At 64.2% G+C, this 15,163-nt stretch carries 13 protein-coding genes; 10 read left to right on the top strand and 3 right to left on the bottom strand.

Annotated features, from left to right (window positions below; translation table 11 throughout):
• Positions 1 to 93 precede the first annotated feature (93 nt).
• On the bottom strand, positions 94 to 1,113 hold the full coding sequence (locus M5G11_RS15710; RefSeq protein WP_337994924.1) for a GNAT family N-acetyltransferase: 1,020 nt from the start codon (positions 1,111 to 1,113) through the stop codon (positions 94 to 96).
• 502 nt (positions 1,114 to 1,615) lie between these two features.
• On the opposite strand from M5G11_RS15710, the gene M5G11_RS15705 reads away from it, so the two are divergent.
• Complete coding sequence (locus tag M5G11_RS15705) at positions 1,616 to 1,924, top strand: putative quinol monooxygenase (RefSeq protein WP_273913234.1); 309 nt, start codon at positions 1,616 to 1,618, stop codon at positions 1,922 to 1,924.
• 99 nt (positions 1,925 to 2,023) lie between these two features.
• A complete protein-coding gene (locus M5G11_RS15700; protein WP_273913235.1) occupies positions 2,024 to 2,644 on the top strand; it encodes a TetR/AcrR family transcriptional regulator in 621 nt (206 codons plus the stop codon).
• A 129-nt stretch (positions 2,645 to 2,773) separates the two neighbouring features.
• On the opposite strand, the gene M5G11_RS15695 is transcribed toward M5G11_RS15700, so the two are convergent.
• A complete protein-coding gene (locus M5G11_RS15695) occupies positions 2,774 to 3,430 on the bottom strand; it encodes an HAD family hydrolase (protein ID WP_273913236.1) in 657 nt (218 codons plus the stop codon).
• Between the two features lie 101 nt (positions 3,431 to 3,531).
• Between M5G11_RS15695 and lexA the strand changes: the two genes are divergently transcribed.
• Genes lexA through M5G11_RS15675 form a run of 4 tightly spaced genes read left to right on the top strand, consistent with a single transcriptional unit; the run spans position 3,532 to position 9,265 of the window.
• Positions 3,532 to 4,149, top strand: coding sequence for a transcriptional repressor LexA (gene lexA, locus M5G11_RS15690; RefSeq protein WP_273913237.1), 618 nt, complete (start codon positions 3,532 to 3,534; stop codon positions 4,147 to 4,149).
• The gene (imuA, locus tag M5G11_RS15685) at positions 4,149 to 4,766 is read left to right on the top strand and encodes a translesion DNA synthesis-associated protein ImuA (protein WP_273925313.1); all 618 of its coding nucleotides are present in this window, start codon (positions 4,149 to 4,151) and stop codon (positions 4,764 to 4,766) included. The genes lexA and imuA overlap by 1 nt, the downstream gene beginning before the upstream one ends.
• A 6-nt stretch (positions 4,767 to 4,772) precedes the next feature.
• Entirely contained in the window at positions 4,773 to 6,191 is a 1,419-nt protein-coding gene (locus M5G11_RS15680; protein WP_273913240.1) for a Y-family DNA polymerase, read from the top strand.
• Complete coding sequence (locus tag M5G11_RS15675; RefSeq protein ID WP_273913241.1) at positions 6,167 to 9,265, top strand: error-prone DNA polymerase; 3,099 nt, start codon at positions 6,167 to 6,169, stop codon at positions 9,263 to 9,265. Before M5G11_RS15680 ends, M5G11_RS15675 begins: the two co-directional genes overlap by 25 nt.
• A 1-nt stretch (position 9,266) precedes the next feature.
• On the opposite strand, the gene M5G11_RS15670 is transcribed toward M5G11_RS15675, so the two are convergent.
• Positions 9,267 to 10,088, bottom strand: coding sequence for an aldo/keto reductase (locus M5G11_RS15670; protein ID WP_273913242.1), 822 nt, complete (start codon positions 10,086 to 10,088; stop codon positions 9,267 to 9,269).
• A 236-nt stretch (positions 10,089 to 10,324) separates the two neighbouring features.
• On the opposite strand from M5G11_RS15670, the gene M5G11_RS15665 reads away from it, so the two are divergent.
• The 4 genes from M5G11_RS15665 (at position 10,325) to M5G11_RS15650 (ending at position 15,134) form a co-directional block, all read left to right on the top strand.
• Positions 10,325 to 11,023 carry a CoA transferase subunit A gene (locus M5G11_RS15665; protein WP_273913243.1) on the top strand — a complete coding sequence of 233 codons (699 nt, stop codon included), beginning with the start codon at positions 10,325 to 10,327 and terminating at the stop codon, positions 11,021 to 11,023.
• Positions 11,024 to 11,059: 36 nt separating this feature from the next.
• Entirely contained in the window at positions 11,060 to 11,716 is a 657-nt protein-coding gene (locus tag M5G11_RS15660; protein ID WP_273913244.1) for a CoA transferase subunit B, read from the top strand.
• A gap of 149 nt (positions 11,717 to 11,865) precedes the next feature.
• On the top strand, positions 11,866 to 13,284 hold the full coding sequence (locus tag M5G11_RS15655; RefSeq protein WP_273913245.1) for a short-chain fatty acid transporter: 1,419 nt from the start codon (positions 11,866 to 11,868) through the stop codon (positions 13,282 to 13,284).
• A gap of 164 nt (positions 13,285 to 13,448) precedes the next feature.
• The gene (locus M5G11_RS15650) at positions 13,449 to 15,134 is read left to right on the top strand and encodes a ShlB/FhaC/HecB family hemolysin secretion/activation protein (protein WP_273913251.1); all 1,686 of its coding nucleotides are present in this window, start codon (positions 13,449 to 13,451) and stop codon (positions 15,132 to 15,134) included.
• Positions 15,135 to 15,163: the final 29 nt, after the last annotated feature.

The raw sequence follows: 15,163 nt of genomic DNA, 5'->3' as shown, positions 1-15,163 counted from the left end.
CGATTATCCGAATAGCCATTGTTCTTTGGTCACGGTCAGCACTCTCCACAGGTCATCCGTCGAGGGATGTATTGCATTTGAATGAATGGATAGTTAACGCGGGCGCTGTGCAGCGAGCGTGCACAGGTGGTCAGCCAAGCGGGCATAGGCCTGGTCGAAGAACACCACTTCGTCATCGAAGCCATGGCTGCGCGGCGCCGGCGAGAAGTTGTTCAGGACCAGCAGGATGCAATCGAACCTGGCGCCCTGATGCAGGTGCCAGGCCGGCAGGTAGGCGGTAATCGAGAAGCCCAGGCTGATTAAATAGCTGAGCAGTTCAAGTTTGTCGGCCAGGATAGGCACGCTGATATAGTCGGCGTGCTTCCATTGTTCAAGCAAGGCGCTGAGTTCAGCGATGACGGCCTGTTCGCTGAGTGCGCATTGGGACTCGCCGGATAACGTCAGGGCATTGCCAGCGGCATCATGGGTATAGCGCAAGTGGCCTGTTTGTTCTGCACCCGGTGGGCCACTCAGGCAAGTAGCAGGGTAATTATCCTGCACCGGTTCAAGTTGCAATGACTCATACAGAAAGTGACTGATGAATTCAGCGCCCGCGGTGTTGGCATACCAGGGAGCTGCATGAACGAAGCCGTCGCATGTTGGCGGGTGCAGGGCGGTCAGGTGATATTCCCTGAGGCCATCGACCGTGTCCGGGCCGCCGTCATGGCCCACCAGAACGGCAGGTTTGATGTGCTTCATGACCGAGTGGCTGGCCAGGTTGCGGGTGATATAGAACCCGAGTTCCAGCGCTTCTGGGCAGTGCTCTTCCAGGCTGAGCCTTACCAGGCTGGAGATAACGCCTGTGCGGCGCGCCTCGGGGTGGACCACCCCATGGCACACTTCCCAGGACTGGTTCCAGGCACGGCGGGCGACGCAGGAGCAGCCGACAATCTTCGCGCCCAGTTCGACCACGAACCATCGCTGTTGCCCACTGCGCATCGCCTGATCGATGTAGTCAGGGGCCTGGCAGGGGTGAGTTGTTTGCCCATAGGTGATCGTGAATAACTCGGCGAGGCGCGTTACATCTTCCAAGGTTCCCGCGCGAAGTGTCAGTTCAGGTATTTGTTCATCCATGCCAACGGGCAGGCACAGCGTAGGTTTCAAAGACGTTATTACAGTCATCACACACCAGACGTTAAGGGTGGAACTTTATTGAGGGCGAGCGAATGCAGTGACAGCCATGGGCAGGTCACGGGCGCATAAGGAGCGCTTAAGGCATTGCTGTTGTCAGGTGCAGACAGGCCGTGTGAGGTGGGCGAAGACGGGTGTATTGCTCACTGTAATGAGGGCAAGGTAGGGGGCAGGGAAAGAGGCGATATAGCTCAAGTTTTTATCATCCGTGAAAGTGTGCATCAGAAAACTCCTGTTTTCCGTTTGGGCCGAGTGGAATCCTTCCAATTTGCCGCGTGGGGAATATAGATGCTCAGGCGCAGCTGTCAAACCCCGATGTTCGACAACGGTCAGTTTCATTCCTGCGATGAAAGTGTTATCGCGTTCTGCCGGTTCTTCCTGGCGGGCGCGAAAACCAAGATGAGCGCCCTGCCATTTGAATGATCTCAAGCGTGGAGCGTTAATGATGAGTGCACCCAGCAATACATTGGTATCGATCGCCGTACTCAAGGCCAAGGCCGGTAAACAGCAGGCCTTGAAAGCGGCGTTGCTGGCTCTGGTTGAGCCCACCCGTGCTGAACCGGGCAACCTCGACTACGTGTTGTTCGAACTGCGCGATGAGCGCGGAACGTTCTACATGCGTGAGGCGTTCCAGGACCAGGCTGCGCTCGATGCGCATTTCGCCACGGCGTACTTCCAGCACTTTGCCGCCGGTGCCGACGACTTGCTGGCTGAGCCTTTGCAACTGATCTTCCTTGAGCAGGTTTCGTCCTGACACTGCGAAACACTGTCAAGCACACAACTTTTTTGCCCGGTCATCGCGAAATCCTGGGGTGGTGATAGCCTTCAGGGGTCAGTTGCCCTGGATTCGCCTATGACCGCGCACAAGCAGAACATCCGTCAACGCAACGTCGACAAGATCCTGATCGCGGCCGAGCAGGTCTTTGCCGAGAAGGGTTATGCCGGCACGGCCATGGTCGATATCGCCGAGGCCGCGCAGATCCCGCGCAGCAACGTGCATTATTACTTCAGCACCAAGGCCGAGCTGTACCAGGCGGTGCTGTTCGACCTGCTGGAGGTGTGGAAGCAGGATGCCTTGTGTTTCGAGCTGTATGACGACCCGCGGATTGTGCTCAGTACCTATATCCGCGCCAAGATGAACCACTCCTGGACTCGGCCGTATGGCTCGAAAGTCTGGGCCGACGAGATCATCCACGGGGCGCCGAACCTGGGTGAAGCGCTGGATGAGAGCTTGTATGCCTGGGCGAAGATCAAGGAGGGCAAGATTCGCCAGTGGGTGGAGGATGGCCGGATCCTGCCGGTGGAGCCGTCGGGGTTGTTGTACATGATCTGGGCGTCGACCCAGCACTATGCGGACTTCAGCCACCAGGTGAGTGTGCTCAATGCGCACAAGCCGTTGAGCGAATCGCAGTTCGAGCGGGCATTGCAGACGGTGATCAGCGTGATTTTGCGAGGGATCGGGCTAGAGCCTTGAGAAGGCTGATGACAATTCTGTAGCCGCTGCCGTGAGGCTGCGCTGGAGCCCGTGAGGGCTCCCAAAGGCGGCGCCTGCTGTGCAGGCGAGCGCAGCCTTACGGCAGCGGCTACGGTAATGCCTGGTGGTTCAGCGAACCATGCGCTCGATCACCGCCCACAACCGCTCATCTTCAAAGTCACTCACCACCAACTGCGCCCCGGCGGCCATCAACACCTCCGGTTTTTGGCTGGTTGACAACCCCACGGTAAAAATCCCGGCCTGGCTCGCCGCCGTGACCCCCGGCACCGAATCCTCGAATGCCAGCGCATGCCCAGCCCGCGCCCCCAGGCGCTGCAGCCCGCTCAGGTAGGGCAGGGGATCAGGCTTGGCCCGGGGCAACTCCTCCGCTACCAGCACATGCTCGAACCGCCCCGCCAGGCCCATTGCGGCCAGCATGTGCGTGGCATTGGCCCGTGGCGCGTTGGTCACTACCGCCATGCCGATGCCGCCGCGCTCGGCGTAGTCGATCAGGCGTAGCAGCCCGGGTGTCGGCTGCAAGGTCGGTGACAGCTCGCGAAAGCGCGCTTCCTTGCGGTCGGCAAAGGCCTGGTGCTCGCTCACCGGGCGCCCCGGAAACAGGTAACGGCACAAGTCGGCATTGGCCCGACCGCTGACGTGCTCATCGAACTCGGCTTCGGTCAGCACCCGGCCGTCTTCGAGCAACAGCTGTTGCATGGCCAGCAGGTGGAGTTTGTCGGTATCGGTCAGGGTACCGTCGAGGTCGAACAGCAAGGCTTCAAGCATGGGCAGTTTCCGCGGCAATGGCCGGCCATCATAACCGCCATCTGGATCAGCCGGGTTGGCCGATCAGCGGGGCTGGTCAGGTACAGCCGAAAAGAGTACAAATGTACTCCATGACCAGACTCTCTCCCAAACGCAGCGCCATCCTGACCTTCATCCGCGAGCGCATCGCGCAGCAAGGGCAACCGCCGAGCCTCGCCGATATCGCCGAGGCCTTCGGTTTTGCCTCGCGCAGCGTGGCGCGCAAGCACATCGTGGCCCTCTGCGAGGCCGGCTTTATCGAGGTCACGCCCAACCAGGCGCGCGGCATCCGCCTGGCCGGCGCGTTGCGCCGCCCCGAGGTGCTGGAGATCCCGGTGCTTGGCCAGGTGGCGGCGGGCCGGCCAATCGGCCCGGATGTTGATATCCACGAACAATTGATGCTCGACGCGCACCTGTTCAGCCGCTCGCCGGACTACCTGCTGAAGGTGCGCGGCGACTCGATGATCGACGACGGCATCCTCGACGGCGACCTGGTGGGCATCAAGCAGCAGGCCGACGCCCGTGACGGGCAGATCATCGTCGCCCGGCTCGACGGCGAGGTGACCATCAAGCGCTTCCAGCGCAGTGGCGGGCATTACCGCCTGCTGCCGCGCAACCCGGCCTACGCTCCGATCGAGGTCGGCCCGGAGCGCGACTTCGTCATCGAAGGGGTGTTCTGCGGCCTGGTGAGGCGCGACTGATGGGCGCGGTGGTCAGCCTCGACGGCCTGCTCGACGAGCGCCGGGTCTGGAAAGGCCGGCCGCTGGCCCAGCCCCAGGGCCTGCAACCCACCGGGCATGCGGCGCTGGACGCAGCATTGCCCGGCGGTGGCTGGCCGCCCTCGGCGCTCAGCGAAATCCTCCTGGCGGCCGATGGCTGCGGCGAGTTGCAACTGCTCTGGCCGAGCCTGGCACGGCTCACCGGCAACGGCGAGCGGGTGGTGCTGGTGGCGCCGCCGTACATCCCTTATCCGCCTGCCTGGCAGGCGGCCGGTATCGACCTGCGCCAGCTGGCCTGGATCGACGCAGCCGCCGACGAGGCACTGTGGGCGGTCGAGCAGTGCCTGCGTTCAGGCAGTTGCGGCGCGGTGTTGTGCTGGCCGAAAAAGGCTGACGACCGTTCGCTGCGACGCTTGCAGGTGGCCGCCGAAACCGGCCAGACCCTGGCCTTCGCCTGCCGCCCGCAACAGGCGGCGCTGAACCCGTCGCCTGCGGCCCTGCGGATTGCCGTCGATGCCCGACCGGCGCAGTGGCGGGTGCTCAAGTGCCGTGGCGGGCTGGCGCCCCGTGCGCCGATTGCCATGACCGGGCAGGGGTGATGATTGATGCTCTGGGCCTGCATTCTGCTGCCGCAGCTGGCGCTCGACAGCGTGCTGCGCGCACGCGACGACCCCGACACGCCGCTGGTGCTGCTCAGTGGCCCGGCCCAGCGCCGCGTGCTGCAAGCGGTCAACCTGCCGGCGCGCGCGCTGGGCCTGCGTGCCGGGCAAAGCCTGAGCACCGCCCAGGCGCTGGCCCGCGAGTTCGTCTGCGTCGAGCATGACCCGGCAGCGGTCGAGCAATTGCAGCAACTGCTCGCCGCCTGGGCTTACCGTTTCAGTGGCCAGGTCAGCCTGCACTACCCACGGGCGTTGCTGCTGGAGGTGCAATCGACCCTCGGCCTGTTTGGCCCCTGGCCAGCCTTCGAGGCGCGCTTGCGCGCCGAGCTGACCGACCTGGGCCTGCGTCACCGCATCGTGTTGGCAAGCAACCCGGTGGCCGCGCGCATGCTTGCCAACGCCCATGATGGGCTGGCTGCAAGCTGTGCGCAGACGACGCGCCAGGCCCTGCTGCAGATGCCTATCGACCGCGTCGGCTTGCCGGCCGACGCGGCCAAGGCCTTTGAACGCATGGGCCTGCGCCGCCTCGACCAGGTGCTGGCGCTGCCGCGTGACACCCTGGCCCGGCGCTTTGCCGCCGGGGTGCAACTGCACCTGGACCGCCTGTTCGGCCTGCGCCCCATGGCCTTGGCCTGCTACCTCCCGGCCGACCGCTTCGATGCCCGGCTGGAGCTGAATTTTGATGTCGAGTCGCATCAGGCCCTGCTGTTCCCGCTGCGCCGGCTGATCGCCGACCTTGCCGCCTTCCTCGCCAGCCGCGATGGCGGCGTGCAGCGTTTCATCCTGCACCTGGAACATGCCGCCGGGCTGCCCGACACCGAGGTTGCGGTCGGCCTGCTGGCGGCCGAGCGCGAGGCGGGGAGGCTCTTCGAGCTGGCCCGTGGCCGCCTGGAGCAACTGCAGATCGTCGCTCCGGTGCGCAATTTGCGCCTGTGCGCCGAAGACCTGCCGGCCTTTGTCCCGCAGCCCGGCGAGCTGTTCAATGCGCGCCCGCAACAACAGCAGAACTGGGAGCAGTTGCGCGAGCGGCTGCGCGCCCGCTTGGGCGATGAGGCCGTGCAGGGCGTGCAGGCGGTTGCCGACCATCGCCCCGAATGCGCCTGGCGCAGCGCCAACACGACCAAGGCCCTGGCGAGCAGCCCCGGACCGTTACGCCCGGGCTGGTTGCTGGCCGAGCCGCAAGCCTTGCCCTTGCACGGGCTGCGCCTGTTGGCCGGGCCCGAGCGGGTCGAGTCGGGCTGGTGGGACGGCGCTGATGTGCGCCGCGATTACTACCGCATCGAAACCGCCAGCGGCCAGCGCGGCTGGGCCTATCGCCGAATCGGTGAAGACGGCCCGCTGTGGCTGCAGGGCTGGTTCGCATGAGCGTGGGGTATGCCGAGCTGCACTGCCTGTCGAGCTTCAGCTTCCAGCGCGGTGCCTCGAGTGCCCGCGAGCTGTTCGAACGGGCCCAACTGCAGGGTTACCGGGCGCTGGCGATCACCGACGAGTGCACCCTGGCCGGTATCGTGCGCGCCTGGCAGGCGGCGAAAGCCGTGGGCATGGCGCTGGTCGTCGGCAGCGAAGTACAGCTTGAAGACGGCCCCAAGCTGGTCCTGCTGGCGGAAAACCTGCAGGGCTACCAGCAATTGTGCCGGCTGATCAGCCTGGGCCGGCGGCGGGCGAAAAAGGGCGAGTACCGCCTGCTGCGTGAAGACCTTGGCGAGTGCCGCGAAGGCTTGCTCGCGCTGTGGGTGCCGGACGCCGAAGCGGCCCCGGCAACCGGGCAGTGGTTGCGCACGGTATTTGCCGAGCGCCTGTGGCTGGCCGTGCACCTGCACCGTGGCGCCGATGACCAGCAACGGCTGCAACAACTACTGGCGCTGGCCACAACCCTGAACATCACCCCGGTGGCCTGCGGCGACGTGCAGATGCACGCGCGCGGGCGCCGCGCCCTGCAAGACTGCATGACTGCCGTGCGCCATCACACCACGGTGGCCGAGGCCGGGCACCGCCTGTTCGCCAATGGTGAACGCCACCTGCGGCCCCTGGCGCAACTGGCCGAGTTGTACCCGCCGGCGCTGCTTGAGGCCAGCGTGCAGATTGCCGAGCGCTGCCGGTTCGACCTGGGGCAGTTGCGCTATCAATACCCGCATGAAGTCGTCCCCAGCGGCCACAGCGCCACCAGCTGGTTGCGCGCGCTGAGCGAAAAAGGCCTGCGCTGGCGCTGGCCGCAAGGCATCACGGCCGAGGTGCGCAGCACCCTTGAGCACGAGTTGGCACTGATCGCCGAGCTGAACTACGAGAGCTACTTCCTCACGGTCTACGACATCGTCCAGTTCGCCCGCAGCCAGGGCATCCTCTGCCAGGGGCGGGGCTCGGCGGCCAACTCGGTGGTGTGCTTCGTGCTGGGCATCACCGAGCTGGACCCGACCCAGGTGCACCTGCTGTTCGAGCGGTTCCTGTCCCGCGAACGCGATGAGCCCCCGGACATCGACGTCGACTTCGAGCACGAGCGCCGTGAAGAGGTGCTGCAATACGTGTTCCGCCGTTATGGCCGGCATCGCGCCGCATTGACCGCCGTGGCCAGTACCTACCATGCCGCGGGGGCGGTGCGCGATATCGCCCGGGTGCTCGGCCTGCCGCCCGACCAGATCAACGCCCTGGCCGATTGCTGCGGGCGTTGGAGCGACCGCGTGCCCAGCGCCGAAGCCCTGCGCGAGGCCGGTTTCGACCCGCACAGCGCGTTGCTGCACCGGGTACTGACACTGACTGGCGAGCTGATCGGCTTTCCCCGACATCTGTCCCAGCACCCGGGTGGCTTCGTGATTTCCGAGCAGCCGCTGGACACCCTGGTGCCGGTGGAAAACGCCGCGATGGAAGAACGCACGGTGATCCAGTGGGACAAGGACGACCTCGACCTGGTCGGCCTGCTCAAGGTCGATATTCTGGCGCTGGGCATGCTCAGCGCCTTGCGCCGCTGCTTCGACCTGATCCGCCTGCACCGGGGCCACGAGTTGAGCATCGCGAGCATCCCGGCCAACGACAGCCCGACCTACGACATGATCGGCCGTGCCGACACCGTGGGCGTATTCCAGATCGAGTCGCGGGCGCAGATGGCCATGCTGCCCAGGCTCAAGCCGCGCAACTTCTATGACCTGGTGATCGAGGTGGCGATTGTGCGGCCGGGGCCGATCCAGGGCGACATGGTCCACCCGTACCTGCGTCGGCGGAACAAGGAAGAGGAAGTGACCTACCCCTCGGATGCCTTGAAGAAAGTGTTCGAACGCACCCTGGGCGTGCCGCTGTTTCAGGAGCAGGTGATGGAGTTGGCAATGGTCGCTGCCGACTATACGGCCGGCGAGGCTGACCAACTGCGCCGTTCGATGGCTGCCTGGAAGCGCCATGGCGGGCTGGAGCCGCACCGCGAGCGGCTGACCCAGGGCATGCTGAAAAACGGCTACAGCCTCGAATTCGCCGAACGGATCTTCGAGCAGATCAAGGGCTTTGGCAGCTATGGCTTCCCGGAGTCCCACGCCGCCAGTTTCGCCTTGCTGACCTATGCCAGTTGCTGGCTCAAATGCCATGAACCGGCGATCTTCGCCTGCGCGCTGATCAACAGCTGGCCGATGGGTTTCTACAGCCCCGACCAGATCATCCAGGACGCACGCCGCCACCGTATCGAGATTCGCCCGGTGGATGTGCGCTACAGCACCTGGGATTGCAGCCTGGAACCGCTGGACGACGGTCGCCTAGCCCTGCGCATGGGCCTGCGCCAGGTGCGGGGGTTGCGCCAGGAAGACATGCTGCACCTGGAGCAGGTGCGCGCGGGCAGGGCATTCACGGATGTGCTCGACCTCTGCCAGCGGGTGGGCCTGGATGCCCGTGCGCGTGAATTGCTGGCCGATGCCGGGGCCTTGCGCGCCCTGGCGGGGCATCGTTATCAGGCGCGCTGGGAAGTGGCGGCGGTGCAGGCGCAATTGCCGTTGTTCGCTGGCGTCGAGGCGCCGCGCGAAGCGGCGGTCGAACTGCCGGCGCCGAGTGTCGGCGAAGACCTGTTTGCCGACTATGCCAGCGTGGGCACCACCCTCGGCCCGCATCCCTTGAGCCTGCTGCGCCGCCGTCTCGACGGCCTGGGTTGTCGCAGCTCGCGGGCGCTGGATCAGGCCGGGCATGGCGATGCGGTCAGCGTGGTCGGCCTGGTCACCGGCCGCCAGCGCCCGCAAACCGCCAGCGGGGTGACTTTCGTCACCCTGGAAGACGAGTTCGGCATGGTCAATGTGGTGGTCTGGCGCGACATCGCCGAGCGTCAGCGACGGGTGCTGGTGGGTTCGCAACTGTTGCGGGTAATGGGCCGGCTGGAGTGCGCCGAGGGTGTCCGCCACCTGATAGCCCGTCGCCTCGAAGACCTCAGCCCGTTGCTACACGGGCTGGATGTGCGCAGCCGGGACTTTCATTGATTCAGACCATCGCCAGATGCTGCTTGCGGGTCGGCGCCGGGAAGGCCCGGTCAATGGCGAGCAGGTCTTCGCTACGCAGGTTCAGCTTGGCGGCTGCGGCGTTGAGTTGCACGTGGCGTGGCTCGACCGCCTTGGGGATGGCAATCACGTCTTCCTGGCGGGTGGCCCAGGCAAGGCAGACCTGGGCCGGGGTGGCGCCGTGCTGTTCGGCGATCTGCTGCAATACCGGGTGGCGCAGCAGGCGCCCGGCCTGGGCCAGTGGGCAGTACGCCAGGGTCGGCAGGTATTGGCGCTGGCTCCAGGGCAGCAGGTCGAACTCGATGCCGCGCTGCTCGGGGTTGTACAGCACCTGATTGGCCGCGCAGGACGGGTTGTCCAGTTCACGCAGGTCGTCCAGGTCGAAATTGGAGACGCCCCAGCGGCCGATCTTGCCGGCCTTGCGCAAGTGCTCGAAGGCCTCGACGGTTTCCTCCAGCGGGTACTGGCCACGCCAGTGCAGCAGGTACAGGTCGATGTGCTCGGTGCCCAGGCGCTTGAGGCTGCGCTCGCAGGCGGCGGGGATGCCCTGGCGGCTGGCGTTGTGCGGGTAGACCTTGCTGACCAGGAAGACCTGCTCGCGGCGCCCCTGCAAGGCTTCGCCGACCACGCTTTCGGCGCCGCCCTCGGCGTACATTTCGGCGGTGTCCAGCAGGGTCATGCCGAGGTCGATGCCCTGCTGCAGGGCGGCGACTTCCCGTTTGCGCTGGGCCGGGTCTTCGCCCATGTGCCAGGTGCCCTGGCCAATGACCGGAACGGTGGATTCACCAAGCTTCAACGTGCGCATGCCAGCTCCTTGAACGGTTGAGTGGTCTACTGTCCTTTAGGGTTTGCCGGCAGGTCAAGTGTGTTGGCCCGCTTCACCGGCAATGGAAGTTCCCATAGCGGCGTGGGGATTGATCTGAAATATCAAACAATCGATCAAAAAAACAAAATTAACAAAACAGTCGGCAAGGGTGAAGATGCAGCCAGACGCTCTCCGACAACCCTTGTCGGCTCAACAACTACAAAAGGCGGATCAACATGGCCGGACTGGACAAGCGCGTAGCAACCTATGAACAGGCCCTCGAAGGCCTGACCGACAACATGACGGTGCTGGCGGGCGGTTTCGGCCTGTGCGGCATCCCGGAAAACCTCATTGGTGAAATCAAGCGCCGTGGCGTCAAGGGCCTGACCGTGGTCTCGAACAACTGCGGCGTCGATGGCTTTGGCCTGGGCGTGCTGCTGGAAGACCACCAGATCCGCAAGATGGTCGCCTCCTATGTCGGCGAGAACGCCGAGTTCGAACGCCAACTGCTCAGCGGCGAGCTGGAAGTGGAACTGACCCCGCAAGGCACCCTGGCCGAGAAGATGCGTGCCGGCGGCGCGGGTATCCCGGCGTTCTTCACCGCTACCGGCTACGGCACCCCGGTTGCCGAAGGCAAGGAAGTGCGCGAGTTCAACGGGCGCAAGTACATCCTCGAAGAAGCCATCACCGGCGACTTCGCCATCGTCAAGGGCTGGAAGGCCGACCATTACGGCAACGTGGTGTACCGCAACACTGCGCAGAACTTCAATCCGCTGGCGGCCACTGCCGGCAAGATCACTGTGGTCGAGGTCGAGGAGATCGTCGAGCCGGGCGTGCTGCTGCCTAGCGAGATCCACACCCCGGGCATCTATGTCGACCGGGTCATCGTCGGCACCTTCGAGAAGCGCATCGAAAAACGCACCCTCAAAGCCTGACCCGTCCCCGCACAGAACAACAAAGAGATCCTGACCATGGCACTTACCCGCGAACAAATGGCCCAGCGCGTCGCCCGCGAACTCAAGGACGGCTACTACGTCAACCTCGGCATCGGCATTCCGACCCTGGTGGCCAACTATGTCCCCAGCGACATCGACGTGATGCTGCAATCGGAAAACGGCCTGCTCGGCATGGGTGAATTCCCTACCGAAGCGCAGCTGGATGCCGACATGATCAACGCTGGCAAACAGACCGTGACCGCACGCACCGGCGCCTCGATCTTCAACTCCGCCGAGTCCTTCGCGATGATTCGCGGCGGGCATGTCGACCTGACCGTGCTCGGTGCTTTCGAGGTGGACGTGGAGGGCAACATTGCCTCCTGGATGATCCCCGGCAAGCTGGTCAAGGGCATGGGCGGGGCGATGGACCTGGTGGCCGGTGCCGACAACATCATCGTCACCATGACCCACGCCTCGAAAGACGGCGAGTCCAAGCTGCTGAGCAAGTGCAGCCTGCCGCTGACCGGCGCTGGTTGCATCCGCAAGGTGCTGACGGACCTGGCGTACCTGGAGATTGAAAACGGCGCCTTCATCCTGCGCGAGACGGCGCCGGGGGTGAGCGTTGAAGAGATCGTCGCGAAGACGGCCGGCAAGCTGATCGTGGCTGATGATGTGAAAGAAATGACGTTCTGATCTGAAGAATTGCTTTGTTTGTGCTGGCCCTATCGCCGGCAAAGCCGGCTCCCACAGAGGGTCATGCTGCACATGCATACCTCTGTGGGAGCCGGCTTTGCCGGCGATGGGGCCTTGTGCATTTCCAACAATAATAAAAGGAAAAACCCATGGCCACTGACCTCCAAGACAGTCGCTCCGCCCGCTTTGCGCTGCGTTGTTCCAACTGGGCCGAACGCTGGTTCCCCGATTCCTGGGTATTTGCCGCCCTGGCGGTAATCCTCGTCACCCTCGGCGCCCTGGCCATGGGCGCCAAACCCACTGATACCGCTACCGCCTTCGGCGATGGCTTCTGGAGCCTGATCCCGTTCACCATGCAGATGGCCTTCGTGGTGATCGGCGGCTATGTGGTCGCCAGCTCACCGCCGGCGGTAAAACTCATCGACCGCCTGGCGCGCATCCCGAAAAACGGCCGCTCCGCCGTGTGCTGGGTAGCCTTGATCTCGATGGTTGCCTCGCTGCTCAACTGGGGCCTGTCGCTGGTTTTCGGCGGCCTGCTGGTACGCGCCCTGGCGCGGCGTACCGACCTGAAGATGGATTACCGCGCGGCGGGCGCTGCCGCCTACCTGGGCCTGGGCGCGGTATGGGCCTTGGGCCTTTCCTCATCGGCCGCGCAGTTGCAAGCCAACCCGGCCAGCCTGCCACCGTCGATCCTGGCGATCACCGGGGTTATTCCGTTCACTGAAACCATCTTCCTCTGGCAGTCGGGCGTGTTGCTCGCAGCCCTGGTGATCGTTTCGCTGATCATCGCCTATGCCACCGCCCCGGGCCCGAACAGCGCCCGCGATGCCGAGGCCTGCGGCATCGACCCCAGTTTCAGCATGCCCCCTACGGCGCAGCGCACCCGGCCGGGTGAGTGGCTGGAATACAGCCCGATCCTGACCTTGCTGCTGGTGTTGCTCGCAGCCGGCTGGCTGTACCACGAGTTCTCGACCAAGCCGGCGATCACCGCGATTTCCGGGCTGAACACCTACAACTTCCTGTTCATCATGCTGGGGGCCTTGCTGCACTGGCGCCCACGCAGCTTCCTCGACGCCGTGAGCCGGGCAGTGCCGACCACCACGGGGGTGTTGATCCAGTTCCCGTTGTATGGCTCGATTGCGGCGATTTTGACGCAAGTGAAGGGCGGCGATGCGCAGACCCTGGCGCACCATATCTCGACCTTCTTCGTGCAGATCGCCACGCATGACACCTATGCGCTATTGATGGGCGTGTACTCGGCGGTGCTGGGCTTCTTCATTCCGTCCGGGGGCGGCAAGTGGATCATCGAGGCGCCCTACGTGATGCTGGTGGCCAATGACCTGCAATACCACCTGGGCTGGGCGGTGCAGATCTACAACGCCGCCGAAGCGCTGCCGAACCTGATCAACCCGTTCTACATGCTGCCGCTGCTCGGCGTGCTGGGGCTGAAGGCGCGTGACCTGATCGGCTTCTCGTTCGTGCAGTTGCTGGTGCATGTGCCGCTGGTGCTGTTCCTGCTGTGGGCACTGGGTACGACGTTGCAGTACACGCCGCCAGTGATGCCGTAACAGGCGAAAGTCGGTGGCTCCCTGGAGAGTGTCTTTGCTGTGGCGATGGCATATTTTTGAGTGCTGAGGGTGATATCAATTTGACGCCATAATAATGGCTCATTACTATCGCGCCTTCGTTTTTTACTCTCCAGGGATCGGACATGGTGTTTCGCACCTCCAGGATGGGCGTTGTGTGCCTGTTCGCTGTTTTTTCAGGCTTTGCATCGCCCGCAGCGGCCGAGTTGCCGGGTACCCAGGACCTGATCCGCGAGCGTCAGAACCGCCTGCTGGAAGAACAGCAGCGCCGCCTGGAAGAACTCAAGGAACTGCCCGGCAAATCGGCCGAGCCCGCTGCGCCAACGCTGCCCGCCGATGGGCGCTGCTTCACCATCAAGACCATTGAACTCAAGGGTGCCGATAGCTTGTCGGCTGCCGAGCGCGAGCGCCTGCTCAAGCCTTATGTCGGCCAGTGCATGGGCGTCAGCCAGCTGAACGAGCTGCTCAAGGTCATCACCGATGTGTACATCGAGAAGGGCCTGGTCACCAGTCGCGCCTACCTGCCTCAGCAAGACCTTTCCGGTGGCCACCTGCAAGTGCTGGTGGTCGAAGGCAAGCTGGAAGGTGTACGCGCTGCCGAGGACAGCAAACTGTCCGAGCGCGAACTGGCCATGGCGTTCCCGGGAAGCACCGGGGAGCAATTGAACCTGCGCGAAATCGAGCAGATGGTCGATCAGCTCAATCGCTTGCCGTCGAACAAGGCGCAGATGGAACTGACCCCCGGCCAGGCCGTGGGCGGCAGTACCGTACTGGTCAAGAACACCCCGCAAAAACCCTGGCGCGCCTCGTTGTCGCGCAACAACGAAGGGCAGAAGAGCACCGGTGAGCAACTGCTCAACCTGGGTTTCGAGTGGGACAGCCCGTTGGGCCTGGCCGACCAGTTGGTATTGCGTGGCGGGCACGATGTGGTCAGCGATCACACCCAGGGCACCAAGAACGGCGTGCTGTTCTACAACCTGCCACTGGGCTGGTGGACCTTCAGCTACAGCTACAGTGAATCCGAGTACCGCTCACTGGCCGAGGCCAACGGTTTTGACTTCAAGCAGACCGGCGACAGCCAGAGCCATCAACTGCGCGCCGAGCGGGTGATCCACCGTGATTCGGTGAGCAAGACCTCGCTCAATGCCGGGATGTCGCACCTGCGCACCAACAACTACATCGAAGACAGCCGCCTGGAAACCAGCAGCAACCGCATCAGCGAGTCGCAGTTCGGGGTCAACCATGGTCGGCGTATCGGCAATGCGTTCCTCAACCTTGACCTGGGCGTGCAGAACGGCATCGGTGCATTCGATGCCCAGGACAACGGCCACCCGCGTCCCGGGCAGCCGAATGCGCGCTACCGCAAATACTCCGCGACGGCGAGCTTCCAACAGGGCTTCAAGCTGTTCGGCGAGTCCTTCACCTTCAGCAGCCTGGCCACCGGGCAGCGCAGCGAAGACGTACTGTTCAGCCCGCAGCGCATCAGCCTCGGCGGCCTGGCATCGGTACGCGGTTACAAGGACCAGTCGCTCTCGGGTGACAGCGGCGGCTACTGGCGCAATGACCTGCGCTGGGCCCGGCCGGTGACCTGGGCGGCGTTGCAACCGGTGCTCGGTGAATACGGCATGGGCCTGGGCTATGACCAGGGCGTGATCCGTGGCGACCGTTACAACGGTGACTACCACGGGCGCGCCAGCAGCCATTCGCTGGAACTGTTTGCCCGTGGCAAGCATGTGTCGGCGAGCGTGGTGTTCGCCCACTCGCTGGAGCGTCCCGACGCCTTGCCCGACCGCGAGACCCCGGTCTACTTCCGCCTCGATTTTTCGATCTGATCGCAATCGCCTACCACTGACTTTACCTG

This window comes from Pseudomonas fontis (assembly GCF_028656955.1).
In the GTDB taxonomy this organism is placed as follows: Bacteria; Pseudomonadota; Gammaproteobacteria; order Pseudomonadales; family Pseudomonadaceae; genus Aquipseudomonas; species Aquipseudomonas fontis.
Note: the sequence above shows the minus strand (reverse complement) of the source record. Positions and strands in the feature narration are given on the sequence as shown.

What these genes read in the sequence shown, in the direction of transcription:
- M5G11_RS15710 (WP_337994924.1), bottom strand. Translation starts at nt 1,113, where the DNA reads ATGGATGAACAAATACCTGAACTGACACTTCGCGCGGGAACCTTGGAA.
- M5G11_RS15705 (WP_273913234.1), top strand. Translation starts at nt 1,616, where the DNA reads ATGAGTGCACCCAGCAATACATTGGTATCGATCGCCGTACTCAAGGCC.
- M5G11_RS15700 (WP_273913235.1), top strand. Translation starts at nt 2,024, where the DNA reads ATGACCGCGCACAAGCAGAACATCCGTCAACGCAACGTCGACAAGATC.
- M5G11_RS15695 (WP_273913236.1), bottom strand. Translation starts at nt 3,430, where the DNA reads ATGCTTGAAGCCTTGCTGTTCGACCTCGACGGTACCCTGACCGATACC.
- lexA (WP_273913237.1), top strand. Translation starts at nt 3,532, where the DNA reads ATGTACTCCATGACCAGACTCTCTCCCAAACGCAGCGCCATCCTGACC.
- imuA (WP_273925313.1), top strand. Translation starts at nt 4,149, where the DNA reads ATGGGCGCGGTGGTCAGCCTCGACGGCCTGCTCGACGAGCGCCGGGTC.
- M5G11_RS15680 (WP_273913240.1), top strand. Translation starts at nt 4,773, where the DNA reads ATGCTCTGGGCCTGCATTCTGCTGCCGCAGCTGGCGCTCGACAGCGTG.
- M5G11_RS15670 (WP_273913242.1), bottom strand. Translation starts at nt 10,088, where the DNA reads ATGCGCACGTTGAAGCTTGGTGAATCCACCGTTCCGGTCATTGGCCAG.
- M5G11_RS15665 (WP_273913243.1), top strand. Translation starts at nt 10,325, where the DNA reads ATGGCCGGACTGGACAAGCGCGTAGCAACCTATGAACAGGCCCTCGAA.
- M5G11_RS15660 (WP_273913244.1), top strand. Translation starts at nt 11,060, where the DNA reads ATGGCACTTACCCGCGAACAAATGGCCCAGCGCGTCGCCCGCGAACTC.
- M5G11_RS15655 (WP_273913245.1), top strand. Translation starts at nt 11,866, where the DNA reads ATGGCCACTGACCTCCAAGACAGTCGCTCCGCCCGCTTTGCGCTGCGT.
- M5G11_RS15650 (WP_273913251.1), top strand. Translation starts at nt 13,449, where the DNA reads ATGGGCGTTGTGTGCCTGTTCGCTGTTTTTTCAGGCTTTGCATCGCCC.